Annotated in this window: 18 protein-coding genes; 5 read left to right on the top strand and 13 right to left on the bottom strand. The window is 73.3% G+C overall.

The window, feature by feature from the left end; all coding sequences use genetic code 11:
* Window positions 1-94: 94 nt before the first annotated feature.
* From NF338_RS12900 to NF338_RS12890, 3 genes are all read right to left on the bottom strand, one after another.
* Window positions 95-727, bottom strand: coding sequence for a TlpA family protein disulfide reductase (locus tag NF338_RS12900; RefSeq protein WP_264031147.1), 633 nt, complete (start codon window positions 725-727; stop codon window positions 95-97).
* A gap of 127 nt (window positions 728-854) precedes the next feature.
* On the bottom strand, window positions 855-1526 hold the full coding sequence (locus NF338_RS12895) for a histidine phosphatase family protein (protein ID WP_253055050.1): 672 nt from the start codon (window positions 1524-1526) through the stop codon (window positions 855-857).
* A 105-nt stretch (window positions 1527-1631) separates the two neighbouring features.
* The gene (locus NF338_RS12890; RefSeq protein ID WP_264031146.1) at window positions 1632-2162 is read right to left on the bottom strand and encodes a MarR family winged helix-turn-helix transcriptional regulator; all 531 of its coding nucleotides are present in this window, start codon (window positions 2160-2162) and stop codon (window positions 1632-1634) included.
* Between the two features lie 171 nt (window positions 2163-2333).
* Here NF338_RS12890 and NF338_RS12885 point away from each other — a divergent pair, with 171 nt between their 5' ends.
* Window positions 2334-2885: a YceI family protein gene (locus NF338_RS12885; protein WP_264031145.1), complete on the top strand. Its 552-nt coding sequence runs from the start codon at window positions 2334-2336 to the stop codon at window positions 2883-2885.
* A 107-nt stretch (window positions 2886-2992) separates the two neighbouring features.
* Here the strand turns inward: NF338_RS12885 and NF338_RS12880 are convergent, their stop codons facing one another.
* Both NF338_RS12880 and NF338_RS12875 read right to left on the bottom strand, forming a co-directional pair.
* Window positions 2993-3667, bottom strand: coding sequence for a redox-sensing transcriptional repressor Rex (locus NF338_RS12880; protein WP_204540098.1), 675 nt, complete (start codon window positions 3665-3667; stop codon window positions 2993-2995).
* A 58-nt stretch (window positions 3668-3725) separates the two neighbouring features.
* Window positions 3726-4019 carry a glutaredoxin family protein gene (locus NF338_RS12875; protein WP_412846775.1) on the bottom strand — a complete coding sequence of 98 codons (294 nt, stop codon included), beginning with the start codon at window positions 4017-4019 and terminating at the stop codon, window positions 3726-3728.
* 60 nt (window positions 4020-4079) lie between these two features.
* Between NF338_RS12875 and NF338_RS12870 the strand changes: the two genes are divergently transcribed.
* The gene (locus NF338_RS12870) at window positions 4080-4961 is read left to right on the top strand and encodes an HAD family hydrolase (RefSeq protein WP_264031144.1); all 882 of its coding nucleotides are present in this window, start codon (window positions 4080-4082) and stop codon (window positions 4959-4961) included.
* A 106-nt stretch (window positions 4962-5067) separates the two neighbouring features.
* On the opposite strand, the gene NF338_RS12865 is transcribed toward NF338_RS12870, so the two are convergent.
* Both NF338_RS12865 and NF338_RS12860 read right to left on the bottom strand, forming a co-directional pair.
* The gene (locus tag NF338_RS12865) at window positions 5068-5166 is read right to left on the bottom strand and encodes a 30S ribosomal protein bS22 (protein WP_003792170.1); all 99 of its coding nucleotides are present in this window, start codon (window positions 5164-5166) and stop codon (window positions 5068-5070) included.
* A 222-nt stretch (window positions 5167-5388) separates the two neighbouring features.
* Window positions 5389-6630 carry an acetoin utilization protein AcuC gene (locus NF338_RS12860; RefSeq protein ID WP_264031143.1) on the bottom strand — a complete coding sequence of 414 codons (1242 nt, stop codon included), beginning with the start codon at window positions 6628-6630 and terminating at the stop codon, window positions 5389-5391.
* A gap of 166 nt (window positions 6631-6796) precedes the next feature.
* On the opposite strand from NF338_RS12860, the gene NF338_RS12855 reads away from it, so the two are divergent.
* Complete coding sequence (locus tag NF338_RS12855; RefSeq protein WP_087471229.1) at window positions 6797-8173, top strand: TrkH family potassium uptake protein; 1377 nt, start codon at window positions 6797-6799, stop codon at window positions 8171-8173.
* 163 nt (window positions 8174-8336) lie between these two features.
* Complete coding sequence (locus NF338_RS12850; RefSeq protein ID WP_087472801.1) at window positions 8337-9041, top strand: potassium channel family protein; 705 nt, start codon at window positions 8337-8339, stop codon at window positions 9039-9041.
* A 49-nt stretch (window positions 9042-9090) separates the two neighbouring features.
* Here the strand turns inward: NF338_RS12850 and NF338_RS12845 are convergent, their stop codons facing one another.
* On the bottom strand, window positions 9091-9663 hold the full coding sequence (locus NF338_RS12845) for an ArsR/SmtB family transcription factor (RefSeq protein ID WP_264031142.1): 573 nt from the start codon (window positions 9661-9663) through the stop codon (window positions 9091-9093).
* Between the two features lie 77 nt (window positions 9664-9740).
* On the opposite strand from NF338_RS12845, the gene NF338_RS12840 reads away from it, so the two are divergent.
* Window positions 9741-11048 (top strand): MFS transporter, encoded by a 1308-nt coding sequence (locus tag NF338_RS12840; protein WP_264031141.1) that lies wholly within the window; start codon window positions 9741-9743, stop codon window positions 11046-11048.
* A gap of 11 nt (window positions 11049-11059) precedes the next feature.
* Here the strand turns inward: NF338_RS12840 and NF338_RS12835 are convergent, their stop codons facing one another.
* The 5 genes from NF338_RS12835 to NF338_RS12815 form a co-directional block, all read right to left on the bottom strand.
* Window positions 11060-11695, bottom strand: a complete 636-nt coding sequence (locus tag NF338_RS12835) for a hypothetical protein (protein ID WP_264031139.1) — start codon at window positions 11693-11695, stop codon at window positions 11060-11062.
* 283 nt (window positions 11696-11978) lie between these two features.
* The gene (locus tag NF338_RS12830) at window positions 11979-13997 is read right to left on the bottom strand and encodes an Ig-like domain-containing protein (protein ID WP_264031138.1); all 2019 of its coding nucleotides are present in this window, start codon (window positions 13995-13997) and stop codon (window positions 11979-11981) included.
* Complete coding sequence (locus NF338_RS12825; protein ID WP_264031137.1) at window positions 13994-16243, bottom strand: glycoside hydrolase family 127 protein; 2250 nt, start codon at window positions 16241-16243, stop codon at window positions 13994-13996. The genes NF338_RS12830 and NF338_RS12825 overlap by 4 nt, the downstream gene beginning before the upstream one ends.
* A gap of 210 nt (window positions 16244-16453) precedes the next feature.
* On the bottom strand, window positions 16454-19030 hold the full coding sequence (locus NF338_RS12820) for an immunoglobulin-like domain-containing protein (RefSeq protein WP_264031136.1): 2577 nt from the start codon (window positions 19028-19030) through the stop codon (window positions 16454-16456).
* 117 nt (window positions 19031-19147) lie between these two features.
* The gene (locus NF338_RS12815) at window positions 19148-24085 is read right to left on the bottom strand and encodes a family 43 glycosylhydrolase (protein ID WP_264031135.1); all 4938 of its coding nucleotides are present in this window, start codon (window positions 24083-24085) and stop codon (window positions 19148-19150) included.
* Window positions 24086-24260 lie beyond the last annotated feature (175 nt).

The following is a 24260-nucleotide window of genomic DNA, read 5'->3' as shown; positions in this document are numbered from 1 at the left end:
GACCCGCTCCAGACCGTCGTGGCGAACGTGTCGCCAACGCCGGTCGCGGCAGGGGCCGTGGCGGCGACGGCGAGGGGCGCGAGGGTGACCACGGTCAGCCGGCCGCCTCGTCCTCGGCGAGCACGTCGTCGACGAGCGCGTTCAGGGTCGAACCCTCGGCGAGCCCGATGACGCGCGCCGCGACGCGGCCCTCGCGGTCGAGCACGACGGTCGACGGGACCGCCTGGAGCGGCACGGTGCCGGAGAGCGCCGCGACGACCTCCCCGCTGCGGTCGTCGATCGACGGGTACGGCACCTCGAACCGGCGCTGGAACGCCTGTGCGGCGCCCGCCTCGTCGGTCGTGTTGATGCCGAGCACCTGCACGCCGTAGGCGGCGCGGTCGTTCGCCAGGGCCACGAGGTCGGGCGCCTCCGCCCGGCACGGCGCGCAGGCGGCGTACCAGGTGTTGAGCACGACGACGTCGCCCAGCCAGGCGCTCGTGTCGACCGCCTCGCCCTCGTAGTCGGTGCCGGTGAGCGCGACGACGTCCCCCCGTTCGCCCGCGTCCCAGGTGCGGACCGAACCGTCGCCGGAGACGTAGCCCTGCCCGACGACGTCGGTCGTCGCCCCGGAGTCCTGGGCGCAGGCCGCGAGGCCGAGCGTCGCGGCGAGCACGACGCCCGCCGTGAGCGCGCGACGGAGGGGCGGGAGGGCGCGCGCGTCACGCGCGCGCGAGCTGGCGGTCACAGCGGCATCACGGGAGGCACCCTGCCCGGGGTTCCTGGACGCCACCTGGGAGACGTGACCTCCGCCACTCCCGAACGGGACGGTTCGGGCGTCCGGACGGCGCCGACGGGGCGAGACATGACCGACGTCACGCCCCCGCGACGGTCGCGGCACCCGGGAGGAGGTCGGCGACCGGCTCGGAGTAGTGCAGGCCGACGAGACGGTCGTCCTCGAAGTGCAGCGACGTGAGCGACGCGAGCGAGCACTGCCGCTTGCGCGGGTCGTGCCACAGGCGGCGGTTCTCGAAGCTCAGGCGCGTGAGCCACACGGGGAGCTGGTGGCTCACGAGGAGGGCCTCGTGGCCCGCGGCCTTGTCCCGGGCGTCGGCGACCGCGGCGCGCATGCGCGCGACCTGCTCGGTGTACGGCTCGCCCCAGGACGGCCGGAACGGGTTCCACAGGAAGCGCCAGTGCTGCGGGTGGCGCAGGGACCCGTCCCCGACGCCGAAGGTCATGCCCTCGAAGTGGTTCGCGGCCTCGATGAGCCGGTCGTCGGTGCCGAGCTCGAGCCCGAACGCCTCGGCAGCCGGCGTGGCCGTCTCCTGCGCGCGCTGGAGCGGCGACGCGACGACGACGGCGAGGTCCGCGCGTGGGCGTGACGCGCCGTCGGGCCCGGGCTCGCCCGCGAGGTGCGCGGCGACGCGGCGGGCCATCTCGTGGCCCCGCTCGGAGAGGTGATAGCCGGGGATGCGGCCGTAGAGGACGCCGTCGGGGTTGTGGACCTCGCCGTGGCGCAGGAGGTGGACGATGGTGGAGACCATGCGCACCAGTGTCCCGCACTTGGGGACCCGGACCCGCACCGGCGGGCCGGTCGCCCCGAGACGCTCCCGGGACACGCCCCGGGCGGCCCGGGGCGACCGCGGGCGTCAGGAGTCGCGTTCCGCCTTGCACGCCGCCGCGACGACCGCCATCGCCTCGCCGAGCGCGCGGAACTGCTCCGGCGTGAGCACGTCGACCATGAACCGGCGCACGGCGGCCACGTGCGCCGGCGCGGACGCCACGAGCACGCGGTAGCCCTCGGCCGTCATCTCGCAGTTGACCCCGCGGCGGTCGCCCGTGCTCGCCGAGCGCCGGACGAGGCCGCGTGCCTCCATGCGCGCCACGGTGTGGGTGACGCGGCTCCGGGACCGGGCCAGCCCGTCCGCGAGCGCGGACATGCGCAGCGTGTGGTCCGGGCTCTCCGAGAGCCGTACGAGCAGCTCGTACTCGTTGAGCGACACGTCCGACCGCTCCTCGTGGTCGCGCCCCAGCGACTCGATGAAGCGCACGGTCCCGTCGAGGTAGGCGCGCCACAACCGCTGCTGCTCGGGATCGAGCCAGCGGGGCTCCTCGCTCGCGGTCGCGGCGGTGCTGCGGGCGGTCGTCGTCGGCTGGGCGTCGACGTCGTTGCTGGTCATAGGTCCTCGGGCGCTGGCGGACGGGGGCGGGTTCAGGGGTGGAACCACGCCGAACATTGTTCCATCCCACCGGGAATAGACGGATCACCCCCTGCTGTTGATACGCTCGTACGAAGTTGAACCTTCAACCAAGTTCGGTCCTCCGGGACCTCGACCCCTTCAGGAGCACCCATGGCCACGCCGCTGCCCGCCGGGCTCAACGCCGGTACCTACGCCCTCGACTCGTCCCACTCGCAGGCGGCCTTCACGGTTCGCCACGCCGGCATCTCCAAGGTGCGCGGCACGCTCGCCATCACGGCCGGCACCATCACCGTGGGCGACGACCTCGAGTCGACCACCGTGACCGCCGAGCTCGACGCGGCGTCCGTGAGCACGGGCGACGCGAACCGCGACAACCACCTGCGCAGCGCGGACTTCTGGGACGCCGAGAACAAGCCGACGTGGACCTTCACGTCGACCAGCATCTCGGGCGACGGCGACGACTTCGTCGTGGCGGGCGACCTGACCATCAACGGCGTGACCAAGCCGGTCGAGCTCGAGACCGAGTTCGCGGGCACCGCGACCGACCCGTTCGGCAACCCGCGCGCCGGGTTCGAGGCGAAGACCGAGATCTCCCGCAAGGAGTTCGGCCTCACCTGGAACGCCGCGCTCGAGACCGGCGGCGTGCTCGTCGGCGACAAGATCAAGATCGCCCTCGACGTCTCGGCCATCAAGCAGGCCTGACGACCGTCCCCGGGACCCCCTTTCCGGGGCCTTTTCCCGGAACACTGCACCCACCGGCAGGGGTGCCGCCCGAGGGGCCGCGTGCGCGAGCACGCGGCCCCTCGTCGTCAGCGGTCCTGGGCCTCCGCGAGCGCGCGGGCCTGGGAGTGGAACGCGAGGATCTGCAGCTCGCTGCCGACGTCCACGCCACGCACGTCGACGTCCGCGGGCACCTGCAGCGCGCGCGGCGCGAAGTTGAGGATCTCCCGCACGCCCGCCGCGACGACCCGGTCCGCGACGGACTGCGCGTGCGCCGCCGGCGTCGCGAGGACCACGATCGACACCTCCTCGCGCGCCACGACCTCCTCCAGCGCGTCGACGTGCTCGACGACGAGACCCGCGGCCCGGGTCCCGACGACCTCCGGCGACGCGTCGAGCAGTGCCGCGACGTGGAAGCCGCGCTGCTCGTACCCCGAGTAGTTCGCGAGCGCGTGCCCCAGGTTGCCGATCCCGACGATCGCGATCCGGTGCTCGTCCACGAGCCCCAGCGCCTCGGTGATGTACTGCGCGAGCGAGTCCACGTCGTAGCCGACGCCGCGCGTGCCGAAGGAGCCCAGGAAGGACAGGTCCTTGCGGAGCTGCGCCGGACCGACGCCGGAGAGCTCCGCGAGCTCGACCGACGACGTCGTCGCGACACCCCGGGCCACGAGGTCCCGCAGCGCGCGGAGGTAGGAGGGCAGCCGCGCCACCGTCGCGCTCGGGATCCCCGGCGCCGTCACCTCACCGACTACCTGCTCAGCCACCCGTCACCCCGTCGTCCTGGGACCGTCCTCGTCGACGGTCGCGCTCCACCGCGACGAATCATCCCAGGTCCGCGCGCGCCGTCGAAATCCGACCCACCGCTCGAGCGAGCCGGCGCGCGTCCACCCGCCAGAACCCCTGCTGGACACCCCCCACCGTGACGACCGGGACGTACTCGCCGTACTGCTCGCGCAGCGCCGGGTCCGCGCCCGGCGCGTCCACGTCCACCTCCGCCCACGCGACCCCCGCCTCGGCGCACACCGCCTCGACGACGGCCCGCGCGTCGTCGCACAGGTGGCACCCCGCGCGGCCGTAGAGGACGACGGGAGGTGCGGGGGCGTCAGAGGTGGTCACGACTCCCAGGGTACGAGGGACCGCCCCCGGCACGGTCCGGCGACCGCCTAGAGTGGGGTCATGGCGACGTCTTCCGGTCCGGGCCCCGTCCCGACCCCCGGGTCGACGGACCCCGAGGACGCACCCACCGCCGGGCGCACGCCGCCCGCTCCCGCGCACCGCACGGCCGCCTTCTTCGACGTCGACAACACCATCATCCGCGGCGCGTCGTCGTTCCACCTCGCCCGCGCCCTGTACCAGCGGCAGTTCTTCTCGACGCTCGACATCGTGCGCTTCGCCGTGCACCAGGCGCGCTACCTCCTGTTCGGCGAGAACAAGCAGCAGATCGACCGCATCCGGTCGCGCGCGCTCGCCCTCATCGCGGGGCGCTCCGTCGCCGAGGTCACCGCGATCGGCGAGGAGGTCTACGACACCGTCCTCTCGCTGCGCATCTACCCCGGCACGCGCCGCCTGCTCGACGAGCACCTCGCCGCCGGCCACCAGGTGTGGCTCGTCTCCGCGACACCGGTCGAGATCGGCGAGCTCATCGCCCGCCGCCTCGGCACGACCGGTGCCCTCGGCACCGTCGCGGAGCACGAGGACGGCTTCTACACCGGCCGCCTCGTGGGCGACATGATGCACGGTCGCGCCAAGGCCGCCGGGGTGCGCGCGCTCGCCGAGCGCGAGGACATCGACCTCGCGGCGTCCTACGCCTACGGCGACTCGCTCAACGACGTCACCATGATGGAGACGGTCGGCCACCCGTGCCCCATCAACCCCGACGCGCGCCTGCGCCGGCACGCGCAGGACGTCGGCTGGCCCATCCGCGAGTTCCGGGGTCGACGCCGCCGCGTCGCCCGCAGCAGCGTCCGCACCGCGAGCTGGGCCGGAGCCGCGTGGGCGGCCGCGCTCGTCCTGCGGTCGGTCCGCCGCGCCGTCGACCGCCGCATCACCCGCCTCTGAGCACCTCGGCGCTCGCTGCACCGGCCGCCCCGGACACGCGTCGAGCCCGGTCCCTCGGGAGGGGCCGGGCTCGACGACGGGTCGGCGCGTCAGGACGCGCGCGACGTCACTTCTTGTTGCGACGCTGGTGACGCGTCTTGCGAAGCAGCTTGCGGTGCTTCTTCTTGGCCATGCGCTTGCGGCGCTTCTTGATGACGGAGCCCATACGGTCCTCGCAATGCTCGAGCGGCGTGTCGGTCGGCGACCGGTCGACCGGCCGCGTGTGGTCCACGGTTGATCGGGGCGCCCCGGCGACCACGAGGGCGCCGCGAGCCGACCAACACGAGAGAAATCCGCCCCCTAGACTACCCGCTCGCGCTCGTGCCCCGGTACGCCGCCCGCCGCGCGGGCTCGCGCGAGGCCCCCGGGGTCGAGGGAGTCGACCACGTCAGTCGAAGTGCGGGTCGAGGCCGAGCAGCGGGAACACGGCGCGGCGCGTGGCCGCGACGGCGCGGTCGACGTCGTCGTCGGGGTCGTAGCCGCTGCTCCAGCGCCGCACGTCGACGGGCGGGCCGAACGCGAGCGGGGCGTCGAACCCGGCGACCTCGGCGACGCGGGCGCGCCACTCCTCGGGGAGCGGCTCGCCCGCCGTCACGGGCCGGTGGACGACCTCCCCCACGACCGCCGTCCACACGAGCGGCACGACGCGCGCGATCGCGTACCCGCCGCCGCCGAGCGCGAGCCAGCGTCCGTCGGTGAGCTCGTGCGCGAGGTCGTGCACCCAGGCCAGGGCGGTGCGCTGCGCGTCGACGGACACGTCGAGGTCGGAGAGCGGGTCCTCGCCGTGCGCGTCGCACCCGTGCTGCGTGACCAGGACCTCGGGCCGGAACGCGCGCAGCACCGGCGGCACGACGGCGTCGACCGCGCGCAGCCAGCGCGCGCCGTCCGTGCGGCGCGGGAGCCCGACGTTGACCGCGGTGCCCTCGGCGCCCGCGCCCCCGACGTCGGTCGGGTGCCCCGTGCCGGGGAAGAGCGTCGTCCCGCTCTGGTGGACGGACACGGTGAGGACTCGCGGGTCGTCCCAGAACGCCTCCTCGACGCCGTCGCCGTGGTGGGCGTCGAGGTCGACGTACGCGACGCGCGCGACGCCGTCGTCCAGGAGGCGGCGGATCGCGACGGCCGCGTCGTTGTAGACGCAGAAGCCCGACGCCGCGCCCGCCTTCGCATGGTGCATGCCCCCCGCGACGTTCACCGCGTGCCCGACGCGCCCCGCGGCGATCTCCCCCGCGGCCTCGTAGGAGCCCGCGACGATCCGGGCCGCGGCCTCGTGCATCCCGGGGAAGACCGGGTCGTCCTCGGTGCCGAGCCCTCGGCGCGGGTCGGGCGTGCCGTGCTCGGACGCGGCCCGCACGGCCGCGACGTACGCCGGCTCGTGCACGAGCCCGAGGACCGCGTCGCTCGCGGGCTCCGGCCGGACGACGCGAGGCGCGCCTCGAGGCGCACCGTCGCCGTCGAGCAGGCCGAGCGCGCGCACCAGGCCCATCGTCAGGTCGAGCCGGGCCGGGGCCATGGGGTGCCCGGGGCCGAAGTCGTACCCGAGGAGCTCGGGGCTCCACACGACGCAGGATCCGGGCGCCGCGGCGCCCGAACCGGTCGGGGCGGGCGACGACGTGGGGTCGGTCGTGGGCATGGCTCACGGTAGCGCCCGACGGCGCGCGCCCGCCCCGACGGTCCGGGCGCCGGACCCCGGTGCGGCGCGCGAGCCCCGGAGGCGGCATGATGTCCCGGCGCCGGAGCGGCGACATGACGGGCCACCGGGCCCGTGGCAGAGTGACGCGAGTGGTGAGGGAGGCTCCATGCCGACGAGCATGACCGGGCGCCTGTTCAAGGGGCGGGAGATCGTCGACCGCCTCGCCCGGCAGTCGCCCGCACGCCTCGCCGTCACCGTGTTCGCCGCTGTCATCGCGGTCTTCACCGCCCTCCTCATGGCGCCCTGGGCGACGGTGAGCGGTCGGGCCGCGCCCTTCGTCGACGCGCTGTTCACCGCGACGTCGGCGGTGTGCGTCACGGGCCTCGTCGTCGTCCCGACCGGCACGTACTGGTCGACGTACGGGCAGGTCGTCATCCTGCTCGGCATCAAGATCGGCGGCCTCGGCGTCATGACGCTCGCGTCGATCCTCGGCATGGCGGTGTCGCGGCGCATCGGCCTCACGCAGAAGCTCCTCACGGCGTCCGAGACCAAGACGACGCGGCTCGGCGAGGTCGGGTCGCTCGTGCGGGTCGTCATCATCACCTCGACGTCGCTCGAGCTCCTCATCGCGCTGCTCCTGCTGCCCCGCTTCATCGTCCTCGAGGAGACGTTCGGGGAGGCGGCGTGGCACGGCATCTTCTACGGCATCTCCGCCTTCAACAACGCCGGGTTCATCCCGACCGAGCAGGGCCTCATGCCGTACGTCGGCGACTGGATGCTGTGCCTGCCGATCATCCTGGGCGTGTTCATCGGCTCCCTCGGCTTCCCCGTGATCCTCAACGTCATGCGCAACCGCAAGCGCGTGTCGAAGTGGAGCCTGCACACCAAGCTCACGCTCACGACGAGCGCGATCCTCGTCGTCGTCGCCACGATCCTCTTCGCGGCGTTCGAGTGGACGAACGACGGGACGCTCGGCCCCCTGTCGCTCGGCGAGAAGCTCCTCGCGTCGCTGTTCGCGGGCGTCATGCCGCGGTCCGCGGGGTTCTCGACCGTGGACACCGGGCAGATGCACGAGGCGAGCTGGCTCATCACCGACGCGCTCATGTTCGTCGGTGGCGGCTCGGCGTCCACCGCCGGCGGCATCAAGGTCACGACCCTCGCCGTCATGGTCATCGCGATCGTCTCCGAGGCGCGCGGCGACCGGGACATGGAGGCGTTCGGGCGGCGCATCCCCCGCGACACCCTCCGGCTCGCCGTCGCCGTCTCGTTCGTCGGCGCGACGGCGGTCCTGCTGTCCAGCCTGCTGCTCCTCGAGATCACCGGCGAGTCGCTCGACGTCATCCTGTTCGAGACGATCTCCGCGTTCGCGACCGTCGGTCTCAGCACCGGCATCACGCCCGACCTGCCCGACATGGGCAAGTACGTGCTCGTCCTGCTCATGTTCGTCGGGCGCACCGGGACCATGACGTTCGCCGCGGCGCTCGCGCTGCGCGACCGTCGCCGCATCGTGCGCTACCCCGAGGAGCGCCCCATCATCGGGTGAGCGGCCCGCCCGCCGCGCCGTACGCCGTCGGGCACCGCCACCGACCCTCCCCGACCACACGAGAGGCCCCACCGTGACCGACCCCTTCTCCCGCGGCGCCGACCCGAGCCCCGCGCCGGCGACCGGGAGGGACGCCCTGACGGCAGACCCCGTCGCGCGGCGCATCGTCGAGCGCGGACGCGCCGAGCGCTCCCGCCGCGACGAGGCGAAGGCGCCCCGCAAGGACGCCGGCGTGCTCGTCATCGGTCTCGGGCGCTTCGGGACGGCCATCGCGGCGACGCTCGACCGCCTCGGCCAGGACGTGCTCGCCGTCGAGCGCGACCCCGAGCTCGTGGCCCAGTGGAGCGGTCAGCTCCCCCTCGTCGAGGCCGACGCGTCCAACCCCGTCGCGCTCGAGCAGCTCGGCGCGCGCGACTTCCCCGTCGCGGTCGTCGGCGTGGGCACGTCGCTCGAGGCGAGCGTGCTCATCACGGGGAACCTCGTCGACATGGGCACGCCCCAGATCTGGGCCAAGGCGATCTCCGCCGAGCACGGGCGCATCCTCCAGCGCATCGGCGCGCACCACGTCGTGTTCCCCGAGGCCGACGCCGGCTCCCGCGTCGCGCACCTGGTCTCCGGCAAGCTGCTCGACTACATCGAGGTCGAGGACGGGTTCACGATCGTCAAGATGCGCCCGCCCAAGGAGGTCCAGGGCTTCACGCTCACGCAGTCCAAGGTCCGCGAGCGCTACGGCGTCACCGTCATCGGCGTGAAGTCCCCCGGCGAGGACTTCCTCTACGCGACCCCCGAGACCCGCATCAGCGCCAACGACCTCCTCATCGTCTCGGGCCACGCCGACCTCCTGGAGCGCTTCGCGGCCCGCCCCTGAGCCGGGTGCGTCCCGGTCGGTCGAGTCGGGTCCACGACCCGGCCGAAGGTCAGGCCGGGCGGTGCAGGAGGAAGAGACCGCGGTGGAGAGGGCGGTCGAGGCGCTGGTCGTCGGTCGCGACGTACTCGTCGAGGACGGCGAGGATGCGTCGGTCGAGCTCGGCGACGTCGTCCTCGGAGAGGTGGAGGCGGAAGGCCGCCCAGGCCGAGGTCGCGTCGGGCCCGGCGGCGAGCGCGTCGTCGAGGGCGGCGGCGACGGGGCCGAACCGGACGTCGGGCGCGGTCCCGCCGAGCGGGTCGTCGAGCCACCAGGTCGCACCGGTCGCGCGGTAGGGGCGCTCGAGCGCTCCCCCGGCGCCGGTGCGCACGTCGGCGGGCTCGAGCAGCCCCGCTCGGACGAGGAGGCGCACGTGGTGGAGCGCGGTGCCCGGCGCGACGCCGAGGTGGTCCGCGAGCTCCTTGTTCGTCATCTCGCGCGTGCCGCACTGCCGCACGATGCGCTGGCGCAGCGGGTGCGCGAGGGCCTTGGCCTCGAGCGCCGTGGGCGGGCGACGGCCGGGGACCGCGGGCGCCGTCGCGTCGGGGGCCGGTGCGGGGTCCTGCGACAGGGGCTCGGCGCTCATGGCTCCCATCGTACGACCTCCGATCGAGAACCGCCGATCGATTGGGATTTCTCGATCACTGTGCCATGCTGGGCCGCATGCGCTCCGCACCCCGCCGACGACGCCCCGCCGGAACCCCGCTCGGCGCGCCGTTCCGACGCCTCTGGGCCGCGTCGACGGTCTCCAACCTCGCCGACGGCGTGCTCAAGGTCGCGCTGCCGCTCGTCGCGGTCCGGTACACCGACTCGCCCGCCCTCGTCGCCGGGCTGACGTTCGCCCTCACGCTGCCCTGGCTCCTCTTCGCCCTGCCCGCGGGCGCGCTCGCCGACCGGCTCGACCGGCGCCACGCGATGATCGGCGCCAACGTGGCGCGGGCGCTGCTCGTGGTCGCGCTCGCCGCCGTCGCGCTCGTGCCCGACGCCGGGAGCGTCGCCGTGCTCTACGTCGTCGCGTTCGGCGTCGGCGTCACCGAGACGCTCTACGACACGTCGGCACAGTCGATCCTGCCGCAGGTCGTGCCACGCACCGCGCTCCCCCGGGCGAACGGGCGCCTGTACGCCGCGGAGCTCACCGCGAACCAGTTCGTCGGGCCGCCGCTCGGGGGGCTGCTCGTCGCGGCGGGCGCGGCGGTGGCGTTCGGGCTCCCGGGCGCGCTCTGGGCGCTCGCCGTCGGGCTGCTCGTGGGCCTGCCCGGGTCGTTCCGCCCCGAGCGCACGACCCGCACGACGCTGCGCGCCGACATCGGCGAGGGCCTGCGCTTCCTGTGGCGCGACCGGCTCCTGCGCACGCTCGCCCTGATGGTCGGTGCCAGCAACTTCGCGAGCAACGCCGCGTTCGCGGTCTTCGTGCTCTACGCCGTCGGCCCCGACTCCCCCCTGGGCCTGTCGGAGCCCGCGTACGGCGTCCTGCTCACGACGATGGCGGTCGGCGCGTTCGCCGGGTCGTTCGTCGCCGAACGGGTCGTCGCGTTCGTCGGCCGGGCGCGGGTGCTCACGCTGACCGTGCTCACCACCGCCGCCCTGATCGGCGTCCCCGCGGTGACGACGAGCCCCTGGGTGATCGGCGTCGTCAACGTGGTGGGCGGCGCGGGCATCGCGGTGTGGAACGTCGTCACGCTCTCGCTGCGGCAGCGCATCACGCCCGACGCGCTGCTCGGCCGGCTCAACTCCTGCTACCGGCTGGTCGCGTGGGGGACGATGCCGCTCGGCGCGGCCGCCGGAGGGCTGCTCGGCGAGGTCTTCGGGCTGCGGACCGTGTTCGTCGTCATGGCGGCGGTGTCGGCCGCGACGCTTCTGGGCATGCTCGTCGTCGACGACCGCGCGATGGACGCCGCCGAGCGCGAAGCCGACGAGCGCGACGTGCTCCGGGAGAGCGAGCCCGCGGCGGACGCGGCCGCCGAGGAGTAGGACCGCCGCGCTCAGGCGGCGGGCTGGCCCCGGTGCGCCCGACGGCGCAGCGCGGCACCGGCCGCGACGGCCAGCCCGGCGAGCACGGCGGCCCCGACGAGCCCCGTGCCGGTCGTGGCGAGGCCGCCCGGGCGTGGGGAGGCGGACGTCCCGCCCCCGGTCGTGCCGCCCGTGCCGGTAGACGGCGTGCCGCCCGGCTCCTCGGGCTCGCCCGGCGCGGCGAGCACGACGAACGGCTCGGACAGCACGTCGTCGCCCTCGCCCGGGGCGACGAGGCGGATGTGGTGCTCGCCCGGGGCCGTCCCGACGGGGATCGTCGTCACGAGCTCGAACGCGCCGTCGGCGTCGGTCGTGACCGTGCCGAGCAGCACGGGCTCGCTCTCGAGCCAGACCTCGTACGTGGTGTGCGGCGCGAGGCCGGTCCCGCGGACCACGAGCTCGCCGCCGACGACGAACGGGCCGTCGCCCACGACGACGACGCGTGGCCCTGCGGGCACCTCCCGCTCGGTGATCTCGACGCTCACGCGCACGCCCTCGGCCGGGTCGGGGACGGCGGCCGTCAGCGCGGTGGCCGAGGCGGCGCCGGCGGGGACGACGAGGGAGCCGGCGATCACGAGGGCGGCGAGCAGCCTGCGGGTGGTCGTCACGCGATGAACCTCTTCGTCCGGCCCGGGGTGGGCGCTGCTGGGTCCCCCCGAACCCGGCTGGACGATCGTCCAGCCGCGATCATCTTGCCATCTTGGACGCTCGAACTGAACATCCGTCCAGGTTGTTCACCCGGCCGTCGTCGGCTCGCCCCCCTCCGGCAGCACGAAGCTCGGCCCCCGCCGCTCCGAGGAGCGACGGGGGCCGAGCCGGACCCGGACGGTGCCGGCACACCGCCCGGGGGTCTGTGGTCACCACCGTGGCGACCGAGGCTCTACCTCGGCGTCAGCCGCAGTCGAGCGCGTCGAACGGCGCGTCGAACGTGGCGGTCACCTCCTGAGCTCCGTCGGGGCCGTCGACCGTGGCGGTCCCCGTGACGGTCGCGGTGCCGGCCGGGGCCGACGTCGTGCGCGTCGCGAACGACTGGTAGGCGTTCTTGCCGGGCGCCACGTCCGCGAACGCCTTCTCGCCGTACGGCGTCGAGAGCGACACCGACACCGGGACGTCCTCGCCGTTCGTGACGCGCACGGCGACGTACGCCTTGCCCGCGAGGCAGCGCGGCGCGACCTCGACCGCGACGTCGAGCTCCGGCTCGTCGCCGAGCGCGGGGAGGACGACCTGCTGGCGCACCTCCTCGTTGCCCGCCGCGTCGGTCGCGGCGAACTCGATGACCTGCGGCTCGTCGGTGAGCGCGCGCGTGAACGGCTCGGTGTACGTGCCCCAGAACGTCCCAGGGCCCTCCCACTGCACCTTGTCCACGCCCGAGCCCGCGTCGGTGGCTGCGAGCGTGATCTCGACGCTGCTGCCGACCTCGCGCAGCGTCGCGACCGTCACCGGCGCGACCGTGTCGACGCGGAGCTCGCGCGAGCCCGTGCCGACGTTGCCCGCCGCGTCGGTGGCGCGCACCTCGACGGTGCGCACGCCGTCCTCGTCGAGCGCGAACGGCCCGTCGTACGGGGCCGACGCGCCGCCGTCGACCGAGACCTCGACCGCCGGGGCCGGGTCGCGGTTGTCGGAGGCCACGACCGTGACGGTCGGGTGCTGGACGTACCAGCCCGACGTCGCCGCGCCCGGCTGAGCCGTGACGGTCACCGTGGGCGGCGTCGTGTCCTCGCCGGTGTCCGGCGCGACGACGAACACGACGGCCTCGGCCGGGACGTCCGTCCCCTCGACGTCGCCGTCGACGAAGAACAGCCCGTCGGGCTCGGCGTAGTCGGCCGGGTCGACCGCGTCCCAGGTCACGGGGATGCGGCTGTCCTGGGACTCGTCCTCGTACTCGGCGGTCACCGTCGCGGGGAGCCGGGGGGCGGAGCCCGCGAGGGTCACGACGCTCACGTTGTCGACGGCCGTGATCGCGCCTGGCTCGCCGTCGCGCACGTGCACCGTGCCGCTCACCGGCTCGACGAGCTCGTCCGACGTCCCGGTGACCTCGAACGCCCCCGCGGCGGCGACGTCGTCGGCCGTCACGTCCTCCCAGTCCACGGGGACCGTCTCCACGCGACCGTCGGTGAAGATCGCGTCGATCTCGGCGGGCAGGTCGGGCAGGACGCCGACGTCGGTCGGGATGTGGACCGGCGAGTGATCGATCGGCCCGTTCGGGTCGACCGGCTCCGGCTCCTCTACGCCGCCCGTGCCCCAGACCTCCCACTCGGAGACCCCGACGGCCGAGTACGTCGTCGCCGTGGTGCCCCGCAGCGCGTCGAACGTCGCGCGCAGGCGCGTCGTCGTCACCGCGTCGAAGGTCGTCTCGTTGGTCGTGAGGCGCTCGGTCGGGTAGCCGCTCGGGTTCGGGACGTCGACGAACGCGCCGGCGTCCGCGTCCCAGTACTGGAGCTTCCAGGACGCCGGGACGCGCACGTTGTCGCCGTTCGCGTCCGTGCCGTCGGACCAGAACCGGACGACGGACCGGTCCACCGTGACCGGCGCGGGCCACGAGTACTCGAGCCACTGCGTCGCGGGGCGGTCCCCGCTCCACGTCGCCCACGTCGCGTCGTGCGCTCCCCCGGTGCTCACGCCCGCGCCGTCGTTCACGGCCTCGACCTTGTTCCACGACGCGGTGTAGCTCGCCTCGGGCGTGCCGAGGAGCGCCACGTTCGACGGCGCCTCGTCGGCCGCCGCCAGGACCTCGCCGACGGGGCCCGAGGTCGCGGCCCACGCCCCGACACCCGCGCCCGTGAGGGCCAGGGCGAGCGCGGTCGCCGTGGCGACCACGCGCCGTCGGGCCCGGGGTGTCCCCGGCTCGTGCCCGAGCGGGATGAGCACGGCCGAGCCCGCGCCCCGCGATGAGTTGGTGCGCGCGCTCATGCCAGCCTCGCCTTCCCCGCCGTGACCAGGACCTTCTGACCGTCGCGGCGGCTCAGGAGGCCCTCCGCGGTGAACTGCTCGACCGTGCGCTGGACCTTCTGGAGGAAGGCGGCGCGATCGGCGAAGCCGCCGTCGCCCCACACGACGTCGAGGAACGTCGTCCCGTTGGGCCGCGCGGTGTTGGCGACGCCGCTGTCGAGCCCCGCGAAGACGACGCGCGGCTCGGAGCGCTCGACGTACATGTGGTACTGCGTGTCGTCGCCCGACCACGCGGGCTCGAACGTGAGGTCCCCGAGGCGGAAGTACCCGTCCCCGGCGTCCGTGAACGCGCCCTCGAGCGTGCCGTCCAGGCCCATGTGGGCGTAGAGCGAGAGCTTGAGGTACTCGCGCGACGCGCTGCGCGCGAGCAGGACCGTCGGCCCGTTCTCGATGCTCTGGATCGCGGGGTTGTCGATCGTCGGCACGGCCCGGATGCTCAGCGGCATCGTCACCTCGACGACGTCGCCGGGCGACCACGAGCGCGACACGCTCACGTACGTCCCCGGCACGGCGTCGAGCTCCTGCTCCACCCCGTTGACCGTCACGACGAACCCCTTGCGCACCCACCCGGGCACGCGCAGGCGCAGGTCGAGCTGCCCGGAGCCGTTCACCGTGAGGCGGGTCGCTCCCACCTTCGGGTACTGCGTCTCCTGCACGACCTCGAAGCCCTTCTCCTCCCACGTCAGGGTGGAGGCGAGGTAGAGGTTGACGTAGAGCACCTCGCCGTCGACCGACCGGAAGTAGACCGAGTCGCGGTACTTGACGTGGTTCTCGAGCCCCGTGCCGCCGCAGCACGTGCCGGTGTTGCCGTACTCGCGACGTGTGCCCGGGTTGACGCCGTACATGTACGTGACGTCGGGGCTCGTCGTGGACTGCGTGTTCTTCTTGGAGCCGACGACGTGGTTGAGCAGCCCGCGCTCGTAGAACTCCATGTACTTCGGGTCGAGCGAGTGGAAGTACAGCAGCCGCGAGAGCTTGAGCATGTTGTACGTGCCGCACGTCTCGGCGTTGCGCGCGCCGATGTCGCCCGCGACCGTGTTCGGCGGGCCGAACAGCTCGCCCTCGCCGTGGCCGCCGTGCGCGTAGGTGCGCCCGGGCACGACCATGCCCCAGAAGCCCTCGACCGCCCGGAGGTACCGCTCCTCGCCCGTGAGGTCGTAGACCTTGAGGTACCCCGGGAACTGCGGGATGTGCTGGTTCGCGTGCTTGCCGTTGAGCGTGTCCGTGCCCGCGGCGCTCGCGTCCACGAGCGTGTTGAGGTCGAACAGCCTCGCCGTGGCGACGTACGTGTCGTCGCCCGTGATCGACGCGATGTCGGCCAGCACCTCGTTCATGCCGCCGTACTCGCCCGCGATGTAGATGCCCCACATCCGGTCGAGCTGCGCCTGCGGCAGCACCGACAGCCGGCTGTGCACCCACGCGGCCATCGACGACGCGAGCTCGAGCGCCTGGTCGCTGCCCGCGAGGCGGTACGCCTCGAGCAGACCGGCCATGATCTTGTGGCACGTGTAGTACGGCGCCCAGATCTCGCCGTACGGCGCGTACTTCTCGAGCTGGCTGAACTGCCACTCGCCGTACGCCGCGAGGAAGCCGGGGTGGCTGAACCGGCCCATGGCCGCGAGCGCCGACTGGACCTCCGCCAGACCCTCGACGATCTGGTCCACCTTGTCGCGGAACACCGTCTCGCCCGTGCTCGCGTACGCGAGCGACACCATGGACAGGAAGTGCCCGCCGTAGTGGCCGCGCAGGAGGTTCGCGGTCTGGGTGTTCGCGCGGCCCGGGTAGTCGTCCGGGCCCCACGGCTGCTCGTTGGCGTGGCCGAAGCCCTCCCAGCCGCCGGGCGCGGACGCGCCCTTCGTGTCGAGCCCGGCGTTGCGCCGGAACACCGCGAGGACGCGGTCCACGGGGTACTCGCGCGCGAGGTGCAGGATCTGGTCCTGCGAGCGCGTCGCGACGCTCGGGGCGAGCGTCACGTCGGACATCGGGAACGGCTCGGCGGCCCAGCCGTCGAGCGTGACCGAGCGGTCGAGCGACCGCAGGAATGCCCGGCTGACGGGCGGTCCGCTCGGGACCGCCAGGGCCGGGGCCGGGGGTGCGGCGAGGGCGCTGCCGCCGCCCGCGAGCGCGACGGCGCCGGTCGCCCCGGCGGCCAGCGCCCCGAGCCGCAGGACGGCCCGCCGCGAATAGCTGGAGTCGTGCACGTGCATGAGCTGTCGCTCCTTCTCACTCGTCGTCGAGTGGTGGAAGCGTCGTCGGCGGCAAGGAGGGAAGCCCCGCGTCCGACGCTCGTGCTGGTTCCGCCCGGCCGCCACGTCGCCGAGGGAGCTCTGGTCCGTCGAGGGAGAGGCGTGGTCGTGACCACGCCTCTCCCTCGCGGTACCTCGCCTCTCCCTCGGCGGGGTGCGACCTCGCGGGTGTCAGGCGCAGTCGAGCGCGTCGACCTGCGCCTCGCGCGTGGTCGTCACCTCCTTCCCGTCGAGGGTCGCGACGCCGGTCACCGTGACGGTCCCGGCAGGGACCGCCGTGGCGCGCGCCGCGAACGACTGGTACGCGTTCTTGCCCGGCGCGACGTCGGCGAACGCCTTCTCGCCGTACGGCGTCGTGAGCGTCACGGTGACGGGGACGTCCTCGCCGTTCGTGGCGCGGACCGCGACGTACGCCTTGCCGGCGAGGCACCGCGACGTCGCCTCGACCGCGAGGTCGAGCTCGGGCGCCGGGGGCTGCTCGCCGTAGGCAGCGAGCAGCGCGGCGTGCTCGGCGGCCGTGATCGGCAGGACCGTGCCGTGCCGCGGGCTGCTCGGCAGGTGGGCGTCGACCGACGTCCACACGCCCGAGTCGAGGTCGGTGGACTCGAGCGGGAGGTAGCCCTGGCCGCCGTGGTAGCTCGGCTGGTCGACGAAGAGGTACCACTTCTCCTCGGTGTTCGACTTGAACACGGTCGGCCCCTCGCCCGCGGTGAGCGTGCCGCCCCACGGGTTGGGCTGGCCGTAGCCGATCTTCTCGGCGACGAGGTCCCAGTCGGTCGAGCGCAGGTCCGTCGACCTCTCGAGGCGCGGGATCATGTACGCCTCGTCCTTGGTGAACCGGTAGTACGTGCCCTCGTGCTCGACGATCGAGGAGTCGATCATCCCGAGCCCATTGCCGCGCTTCTCGTCGATCCACACCTGCGGCTCGGAGAACGTCACGAAGTCGCGCGTCGTGGCGTACATCATGCGCTGGTAGGAATCGGCGATGCGGCGGCCGTCGGTCGACGTCGTCGGGTAGAGCGCCGAGGCCCAGTAGACGATGTACTCCCCGCGCTGCGCGTCCCAGAACGCCTCGGGCGCCCAGGTGTTGCCCGCGTAGGCGCTCGACACCGTGACCATGCGCTGGTCGGACCAGTGCACCAGGTCGGTCGACTCCCAGATCATCAGGGCACGCGACCCTCGCTCCTGCGCGTTGCCGAAGTTGTTGCCGCCGTAGATGCGCAGGTCGGTCGCGAGGAGGAAGAACCGGTCGCCCTCGGGCGAGCGGATGATGAACGGGTCGCGCAGGCCCTTCTCGCCGAGCGTCGACGTGAGCACCGGCTCGCCGTCGTTCAGCTCGACCCAGTCGAGCGGGTCGTTCCCGTTGCTCGCGCTGAAGTACACCGACTCGCCGTCCGCGGTGCTCTCCCCCTCGAAGTACGGGAAGAAGTAGCCCTCGTAGTCGGCCGCGGCGGGCAGCGGGCGGACCGTCGCGTCGTAGGTGTGCGTCGCGGTCGCGCCGTCCTTGGTCGCCGTCGCGGTGAGCCGCACGACGGCGGCCGGCTCGCCGTGGGCGGGCCGCGTCACCTCTCCCGTGGCGGAGACGACCGCGGGGTCGGAGCTCGCCCAGGCGAGGGTCGAGCCGTTCGCGCCCTCGGCGGGCAGCGCCAGGTTGCCGCGGACGTCGTCGAGGTGCGGCACGACGACGTGGCTCGCGTCCCACGCCACCGCGTCGGCGGGCGCGAGGTGGGCGAGGACCGTGACGTCGAACTGCGCGGTGCGCGCGACGGCGCCGCGCGTGACGAGCGCGGTGAGCGTCACGGTCGCGTCGTCCTCCCCGGCGGCGGGCCGGGTGACCTTGCCGGCCGCGCTGACGACGCCCGGGGCGGACGACGTCCAGGTGACGAGGGAGCCCTGCGCGCCCGTGGTGGGCAGCACCAGGTCCGCGGTGACGGCGCTCGTGTCGCCGAGGTCGAGCACGGCGAGGTCGGCGTCCGCGGCGGCCGACGACGTCCCGACCGCGAGCTCGGCCGCTTCGGCCGGGCTCAGCGCACGGTCGTAGAGGCGGAAGTCGCGCACCTGGCCCTTGAGGTAGCGGTCGCCGGAGTAGAGCGAGCGGCCGACGTAGTTCGCGGTCGTCTGCCCGCCGCCGATCTGGCCGGGGTCGGTCGTGACGTTCGTGGCCTGCTTGACCTGCACGCCGTCCTCGTAGAGCGTCGCCGTCGTGCCGGTGAGCGTGTACGTGAGGGTCTTCCAGACGCCGCGCTGCAGGTTAGTGCCCTTGGTCACGGTCTGCTCGGTGGACCAGTTCCCGGTGGCGATCGAGGTCCGGTAGGCGTTGCCGGTCGTGAACAGGTAGCCGTTGCCCGCGGTCCCGCTCGAGTTGCCGAGCCCGTAGACGAAGTACGGCGTGCCCTGGTCCTGGCTCACGAGCACGTCGAGGCTCACCGTGGCGTCGGTGAGCCCGGCGAGCAGGTGGTCGGGCAGGTCGACGTAGTCGTCCGTGCCGTCGAGCGTCGTGCCGTCGGCGGTCGCCTTGCCGCCCACCAGCGTCGCCGGGCCGAACGCCGACCCCTCGGCGCGGTTCGCCGTCGTGCCGCCGGTCGTGCTCGCGGCGTCGAGCGGGTACCACGCGACGAGCCCGTCGTCGGTGGGACCGCCGACGTCCGCCGCGGCGGGTGCCGCCGTCGCGGTGGCGAACGTGGAGACGGCGAGCGCCCCCACCAGTCCGGCGGCGAGCGCCGAGCGTGCTCGGTGTGTCAGGTCCATGGGGTTCCTCTCCTCGTCGAGATGCAGGTCGTGCTCGCGAGATAGAACCCGCGGTCGCGAGGTAGAGCTCCGAGAGCTCTACCTCGCGACGTGCGGCTCTACCTCGGCGGGGTGGGGTCAGCCGCAGGTGTGCGCGGCGTACGCGACGTCGTACGTCGTCGTGGCCGGGGTGCCGTCGAGCGTCGCCGTGCCGGTGACGGTCGCCGTCCCGGCCTCGACCGACGTCGCGCGGGTCGCGAACGACTGGTACGCGTTCGCCCCCGGGGCCACGCCCGCGAACGTCTTCGTGCCGTACGGGGTCGTGAGGGTGACGTCGGCGGGCACGTCGCCCGCGTTCGTCGCCCGCACCGCGACGTAGACCTTGCCCGCGAGGCACCGCGGGGTGGCCTCGACGGTCAGCTCGACCACCGGGGCGGGCGAGACGTCGACCGGGTCCACGCTCTCGAGCGTCGGCACCACCTTCTGGATGAGGCCGTCCTCGCCGAACGTGAGCCGGTCGATCGTCGTCTCGCGGTTCGTCCCGTTGCCGCCGGGGATCGCGAACCGGTGGTACGCGATGTACCAGTCGTCCGTGCCCTCGACGTGGAGGATCGAGCTGTGCCCCGTCCCGAGAATGCCCTGCGAGGCGTCCTTCTCGAGGATCACGCCGCGGTACGTCCACGGTCCGTCGATGCTGTCCGACGTCGCGTAGCCGACGCGGTAGTTCTCCGACCCCGTGTCGTCGATCGAGTACGTGAGGTGGTACGTCCCGTCCCGGTAGTTGAGGAACAGGCCCTCGCGGAAGTCGGTCAGGCCGGGGATGCGCCGCAGCGTGTCCTGCTTGATCGACGTCATGTCGTCGTTCAGCTCCGCCATGACCGGGCCGTTCGACGGCCCGCCGTTGCCCCACAGGAGCCAGTACTTCCCGGTCTCCGGGTCACGGAACGCGGCCGGGTCGATGGCCTGTCCCGAGGTGACCGCCTCGCCGTTCGTGATCATCGCCGTCGGCTGCGCGGTGAACGGGCCCTCGGGGTTGTCGGCCACCGCGACGCCGATCGTCTTGCGGTTGTACGTCGGGTTGTGGCCGGAGAAGTAGAAGTAGTACTTCCCGTCCCGCTCGATGATCGTGGGCGCCCACGCGTTGCCGGTCGCCCACGGGACGTTCCCGTTCGCGCCGTCGAGCGTGAGGAACGGCTGCTCCGAGCGCTCCCACGTCACGAGGTCGGTCGACTTCCACACGTAGAAGTCCTTGCCGCCCCAGCCCGGCGTGCCGTCGGTCGTGGCGTAGAGGTAGAACGTGTCGCCGAACTGCGCGATGTTCGGGTCCGCGTACGTCCCGGGCAGCACGGGGCTGCCCATCTGCTTCGCCTGCACGGTCCACGTGCGCGACGACCCGTCCGGGCCGGTCACGGTGTACTCCACGGGCTGCGTGAGGTCCTGCACCGAGCCGTTCGCGGGCGTTACCGTCGCACGTGGCGACACGGTGAGCACCGGCGCGAGTGCCGACACGTCCGTGCCCGGCACGACGGGGAGGGTGACGGTCGAGCTCGCGCCGTCCACGATCGCCGGCACCTTGAGCGTGTCGAGCTCCGCCCCGGTGACCGCCGTGTGGTCGGCCCCGACCTGGTAGACCTCGTCGGCCGTGAGCGCGCGGTCGTAGATCCGGAAGTCGCGCACCGAGCCCTTGAGGTAGCGGTCGCCCGAGTAGAGCGAGCGGCCGAGGTAGTTGGCGAGCGTCGAGCCGTTGCCGATGTCCTTCGGGTCGATGGTGACGCCGGTCTGGCGGCCCACCTCGACGCCGTCCTCGTAGAGCACGGCCGTCGTCCCGGACAGCGTGTACGTGAGGTGCTTCCACACCCCGCGCTGGAGGTTCGCGTTCTTGGTGACCGTCTGCTCGGTCGTCCAGTTCCCCGTCGCGATCGACGTGCGGTACGCGTTGCCCGTGGTGAACAGGTACCCGTTCCCCGCAGTGCCGCTCGTGTTGCCCAGGCCGTAGATGAAGTACGGCGTGGCCTGGTCCGTCGCGACCTTGACGTCGAGCCCGACCGTGACGTCGGTGAGCCCGGCGAGCAGGTGGTCGGGCAGGTCGACGTAGTCGTCCGTCCCGTCGAGCGTCACGCCCTCGCCCGTGCCGGAGAACGCCGCGCCGTTGGTCAGCGTCGCCGGGCCGAACGACGACCCCGGCGCGGTGTTCGCCGCCGACGTCCCGCTCGTCTCGTCGAGCGCGTACCGCACGACGAGGCCCGGGATCTCCGTGGTCACCTCGACCGCGACGTACGCCGTGTGCGACCCGTCCGCGGTCGTCGCCGTGACGAGCGCGTGGCCCTCGCCGACGCCGGTGACGACGCCGTCGGCCGAGACCGTGGCGACGTCCGCGTCGTCGGACGCCCACGTGACGGCACGCGCCGTCGCGTTGGCGGGCGTGACGGTGGCGGTGAGCTGCCGCGTCCCGCCGACGCCCACCTGGAGCGACGCGGGGGTGACGCTCAGGCCCTCGACGGGGACGACGTCGTCGGTCACGGTGACGACCGCGCGGGCGCGGACGCTCACCCCGCCGCCCAGCGTGCCGGCGACCTCGAACGAGCCGGCCTGCGCGTACGACGCCGGGTCGACCGCGTCCCACGTGACGTCGGCCGGGCCGGTCGACCCGTCGGCGTAGTGGGCGGTGACGGTGGCGGGCAGCACGGGCGCGGAGCCCGTCTGCACCGTGACCGCGACGACGTCGACGGACTCGACGAACGCGTCGGGCTGGTAGGTGCTCAGCAGGCGGTCGTACTCGGCCTGCGTCACCGGGAGCACCGTGCCGTGGCGCGGGCGCGACGGCATCTCGTAGTTGGTGGACATGGTCCACTCGGCCGCGTCGAGCGAGGTCGACTCGAACGGCACGTAGCCGCGCCCGCCGAACTCGTCGATGAAGAGGTACCACTTCTCCTCGGTGTTCGACTTGAAGATCGTCGGGCCCTCGCCCTGGTTGATCCCGCCGCCGAGGGAGTTCGCCTTGCCGATGCAGTCGGTGATGAACTCGTAGTCGGTCGAGCGCAGCTCGGCCGACTTCTCGCCGAGGATGAACTTGGAGCACGGCGTGGACGACGTGTTGTTCCGCTCGTCCTTGGTGAAGCGGTAGTACTGGCCGTCGTGCAGCGTCACGGTCGAGTCGATGACCGAGTAGCCCGGGTCGACCCACACCTGCGCCTCGCTGAACGTCACGAAGTCGCGCGTCGTGGCGTACATCATGCGGTTGTAGGTGTTGCCCGTGTGGTTCGGGTCGTCCTCGGCGTAGAGCTTGGACGCCCAGAAGACGACGTACGCGCCGATGCTCTCGTCGTAGTACGCCTCCGGCGCCCACGTGTTGCCCGCGGTGTCGGGCGAGACCTGGACGAGGCGCTGGTCGGTCCAGGTCACGAGGTCCGTGGACTCCCACACCATGATCGACTTCGAGCCCGTGCGCTGGGACGCGTCCCAGTTCCCGTTGCCGTAGATCTTGAGGTCGGTCGCGATCTGGTAGAACTTGTCGCCCTCGGGCGAGCGGATGATGAACGGGTCCCGCAGGCCCTTCTCCCCCAGCTCCGACGTGAGGACGGGCTGGTTGTCGTTGAGGTTCTGGTACTTCAGCGGGTCGTTGCCCTGGCTGAGGCCGAAGTAGACCTGCTCGCCCGTCGCCGTGCCCTCGCCGACGAAGTACGAGAACAGGTATCCCGCGAGCTCCTCCTGCTCGGGCAGCGGCGGCACGTGCGCCTCGAGCTCGCGCGTCGCGGTGGCCGCGCCGACCGTCACCGTCGCGGTGAGCGTCACGGTCTCGGCGTCCTCGCCGTGGGCCGGCCGGGTCACCTCGCCCGTGGGGGCGATCGTGCCCGACGACGCGGCCCAGGCCACGCTCGCGCCGTGCAGCCCGGCGGTGGGCAAGGTCAGGTTGCCGCGCACGTCGTCGAGGTTCGCCACCTCGAGCGCGGCGGCCGCGGCGTCGGCCCTGGCCTGGTCGCCGTCGCCCGGGAGGACCGTGACGTCGAACGTGCGGGTCTCGGTCGCCCCGCGCAGCGTCACCGTCGCGGTGAGGGTCGCGGTCGCGGGCTCGTCGCTCGCGGGGCGCGTGACCGCGCCGCTCGCGGAGACGACGGCCTCGTCGGAGCTCGCCCAGGTCACCGCCGAGCCGCCGACGCCCTTCGCGGGGAGCGCGAGGTCCGTGACGACGGCGGTCGTGTCGCCGAGGTCGAGCGCGGCCGCATCGGCCGCGACGGCGTCCTGCGCGGCGGCGGACGCGAGGTCGGCGACCTCCTGCGCGGTGAGCGCGCGGTCGTAGAGCCGGAAGTCCTTCATGCGGCCCTTGAAGAGGTTGTCGGCCGCGTAGGCCGACTTCCCGAGCGCGTTCGCGGTCGTGGTGCCGCCGCCGATCGCGCCGGGCGTGATGGTCACGGCCGCGTTCTGCCCGACCTGGGTGCCGTCCTCGTACAGCCGCGCGGTGCCGCCGCCGAGGGTGTACGTGATCGTCTTCCAGACTCCGCGCTGGAGCGCGCCCGCGGGGGCCTTGGCGGTGTTCTGCTCGCGGCCCCACGCGAGGTCGGAGATCGTCGCGCGGAAGTTCGCGTTGCCCGTCGAGAACAGGTAGCCGTTCCCCGACTGCGGGCTGCCGACCGCCGGGTTGCCGAGGGTGTAGAAGAAGTAGTTGCCGCTCAGCGACGCGTCGACCCACACGTCGGCGCTCACCGTCACGGCGTCGTAGCCGGCCAGGAGGTCGTCGGGGAGGTCGACGTGGTTCGACCCGCCGAAGGTCAGGCCCTGACCGGGCTGCCAACCGCCGCCGGAGCCCGTGAGGGTCCCGTCCATCCCGTTGCCGGACGCGTCGTGCGCGACGGTACCGGCGGTCTCGTCGAGCGGGAGCCAGAGCCGGAGCCCCTCCGCGCTCGGCTCGGCCGCGGCCGGGACCGGCGCGGGTGCCGCAGGCATCGGGCCGGCGGCCGCCGCGCCCACGGGCGCGAGCGGTGCGACCAGCGCGAGCCCGAGGAGCGCCGCGAGCGAGCGGCGCCGGCGTCGGGCGCGGGGCTCCGCGAGCGTCGGGGGTGGTTCGTGGCGTGAGGTCATCGGTGACTCCTCGTCGTCGTGCCCGGCGGCAGCGCCGGTCGCAGGTCCGCCGTCGGACGCGCGTGTGAACGCTAACATGTGAGCGCAAACATGGCGAGGGTCGGAGGCGATCAACTCCACCGAAACCGTTATCGAGTTTCGTCCGAGGAGCCGTCCGGGGCGAACGATGCGTTTC

This window comes from Cellulosimicrobium sp. SH8 (genome assembly GCF_025818875.1).
In the GTDB taxonomy this organism is placed as follows: Bacteria; Actinomycetota; Actinomycetes; order Actinomycetales; family Cellulomonadaceae; genus Cellulosimicrobium; species Cellulosimicrobium cellulans_D.
The sequence above is the reverse complement of the archived record's forward strand: the minus strand, read 5'-3'. Positions and strand labels throughout refer to the sequence as shown.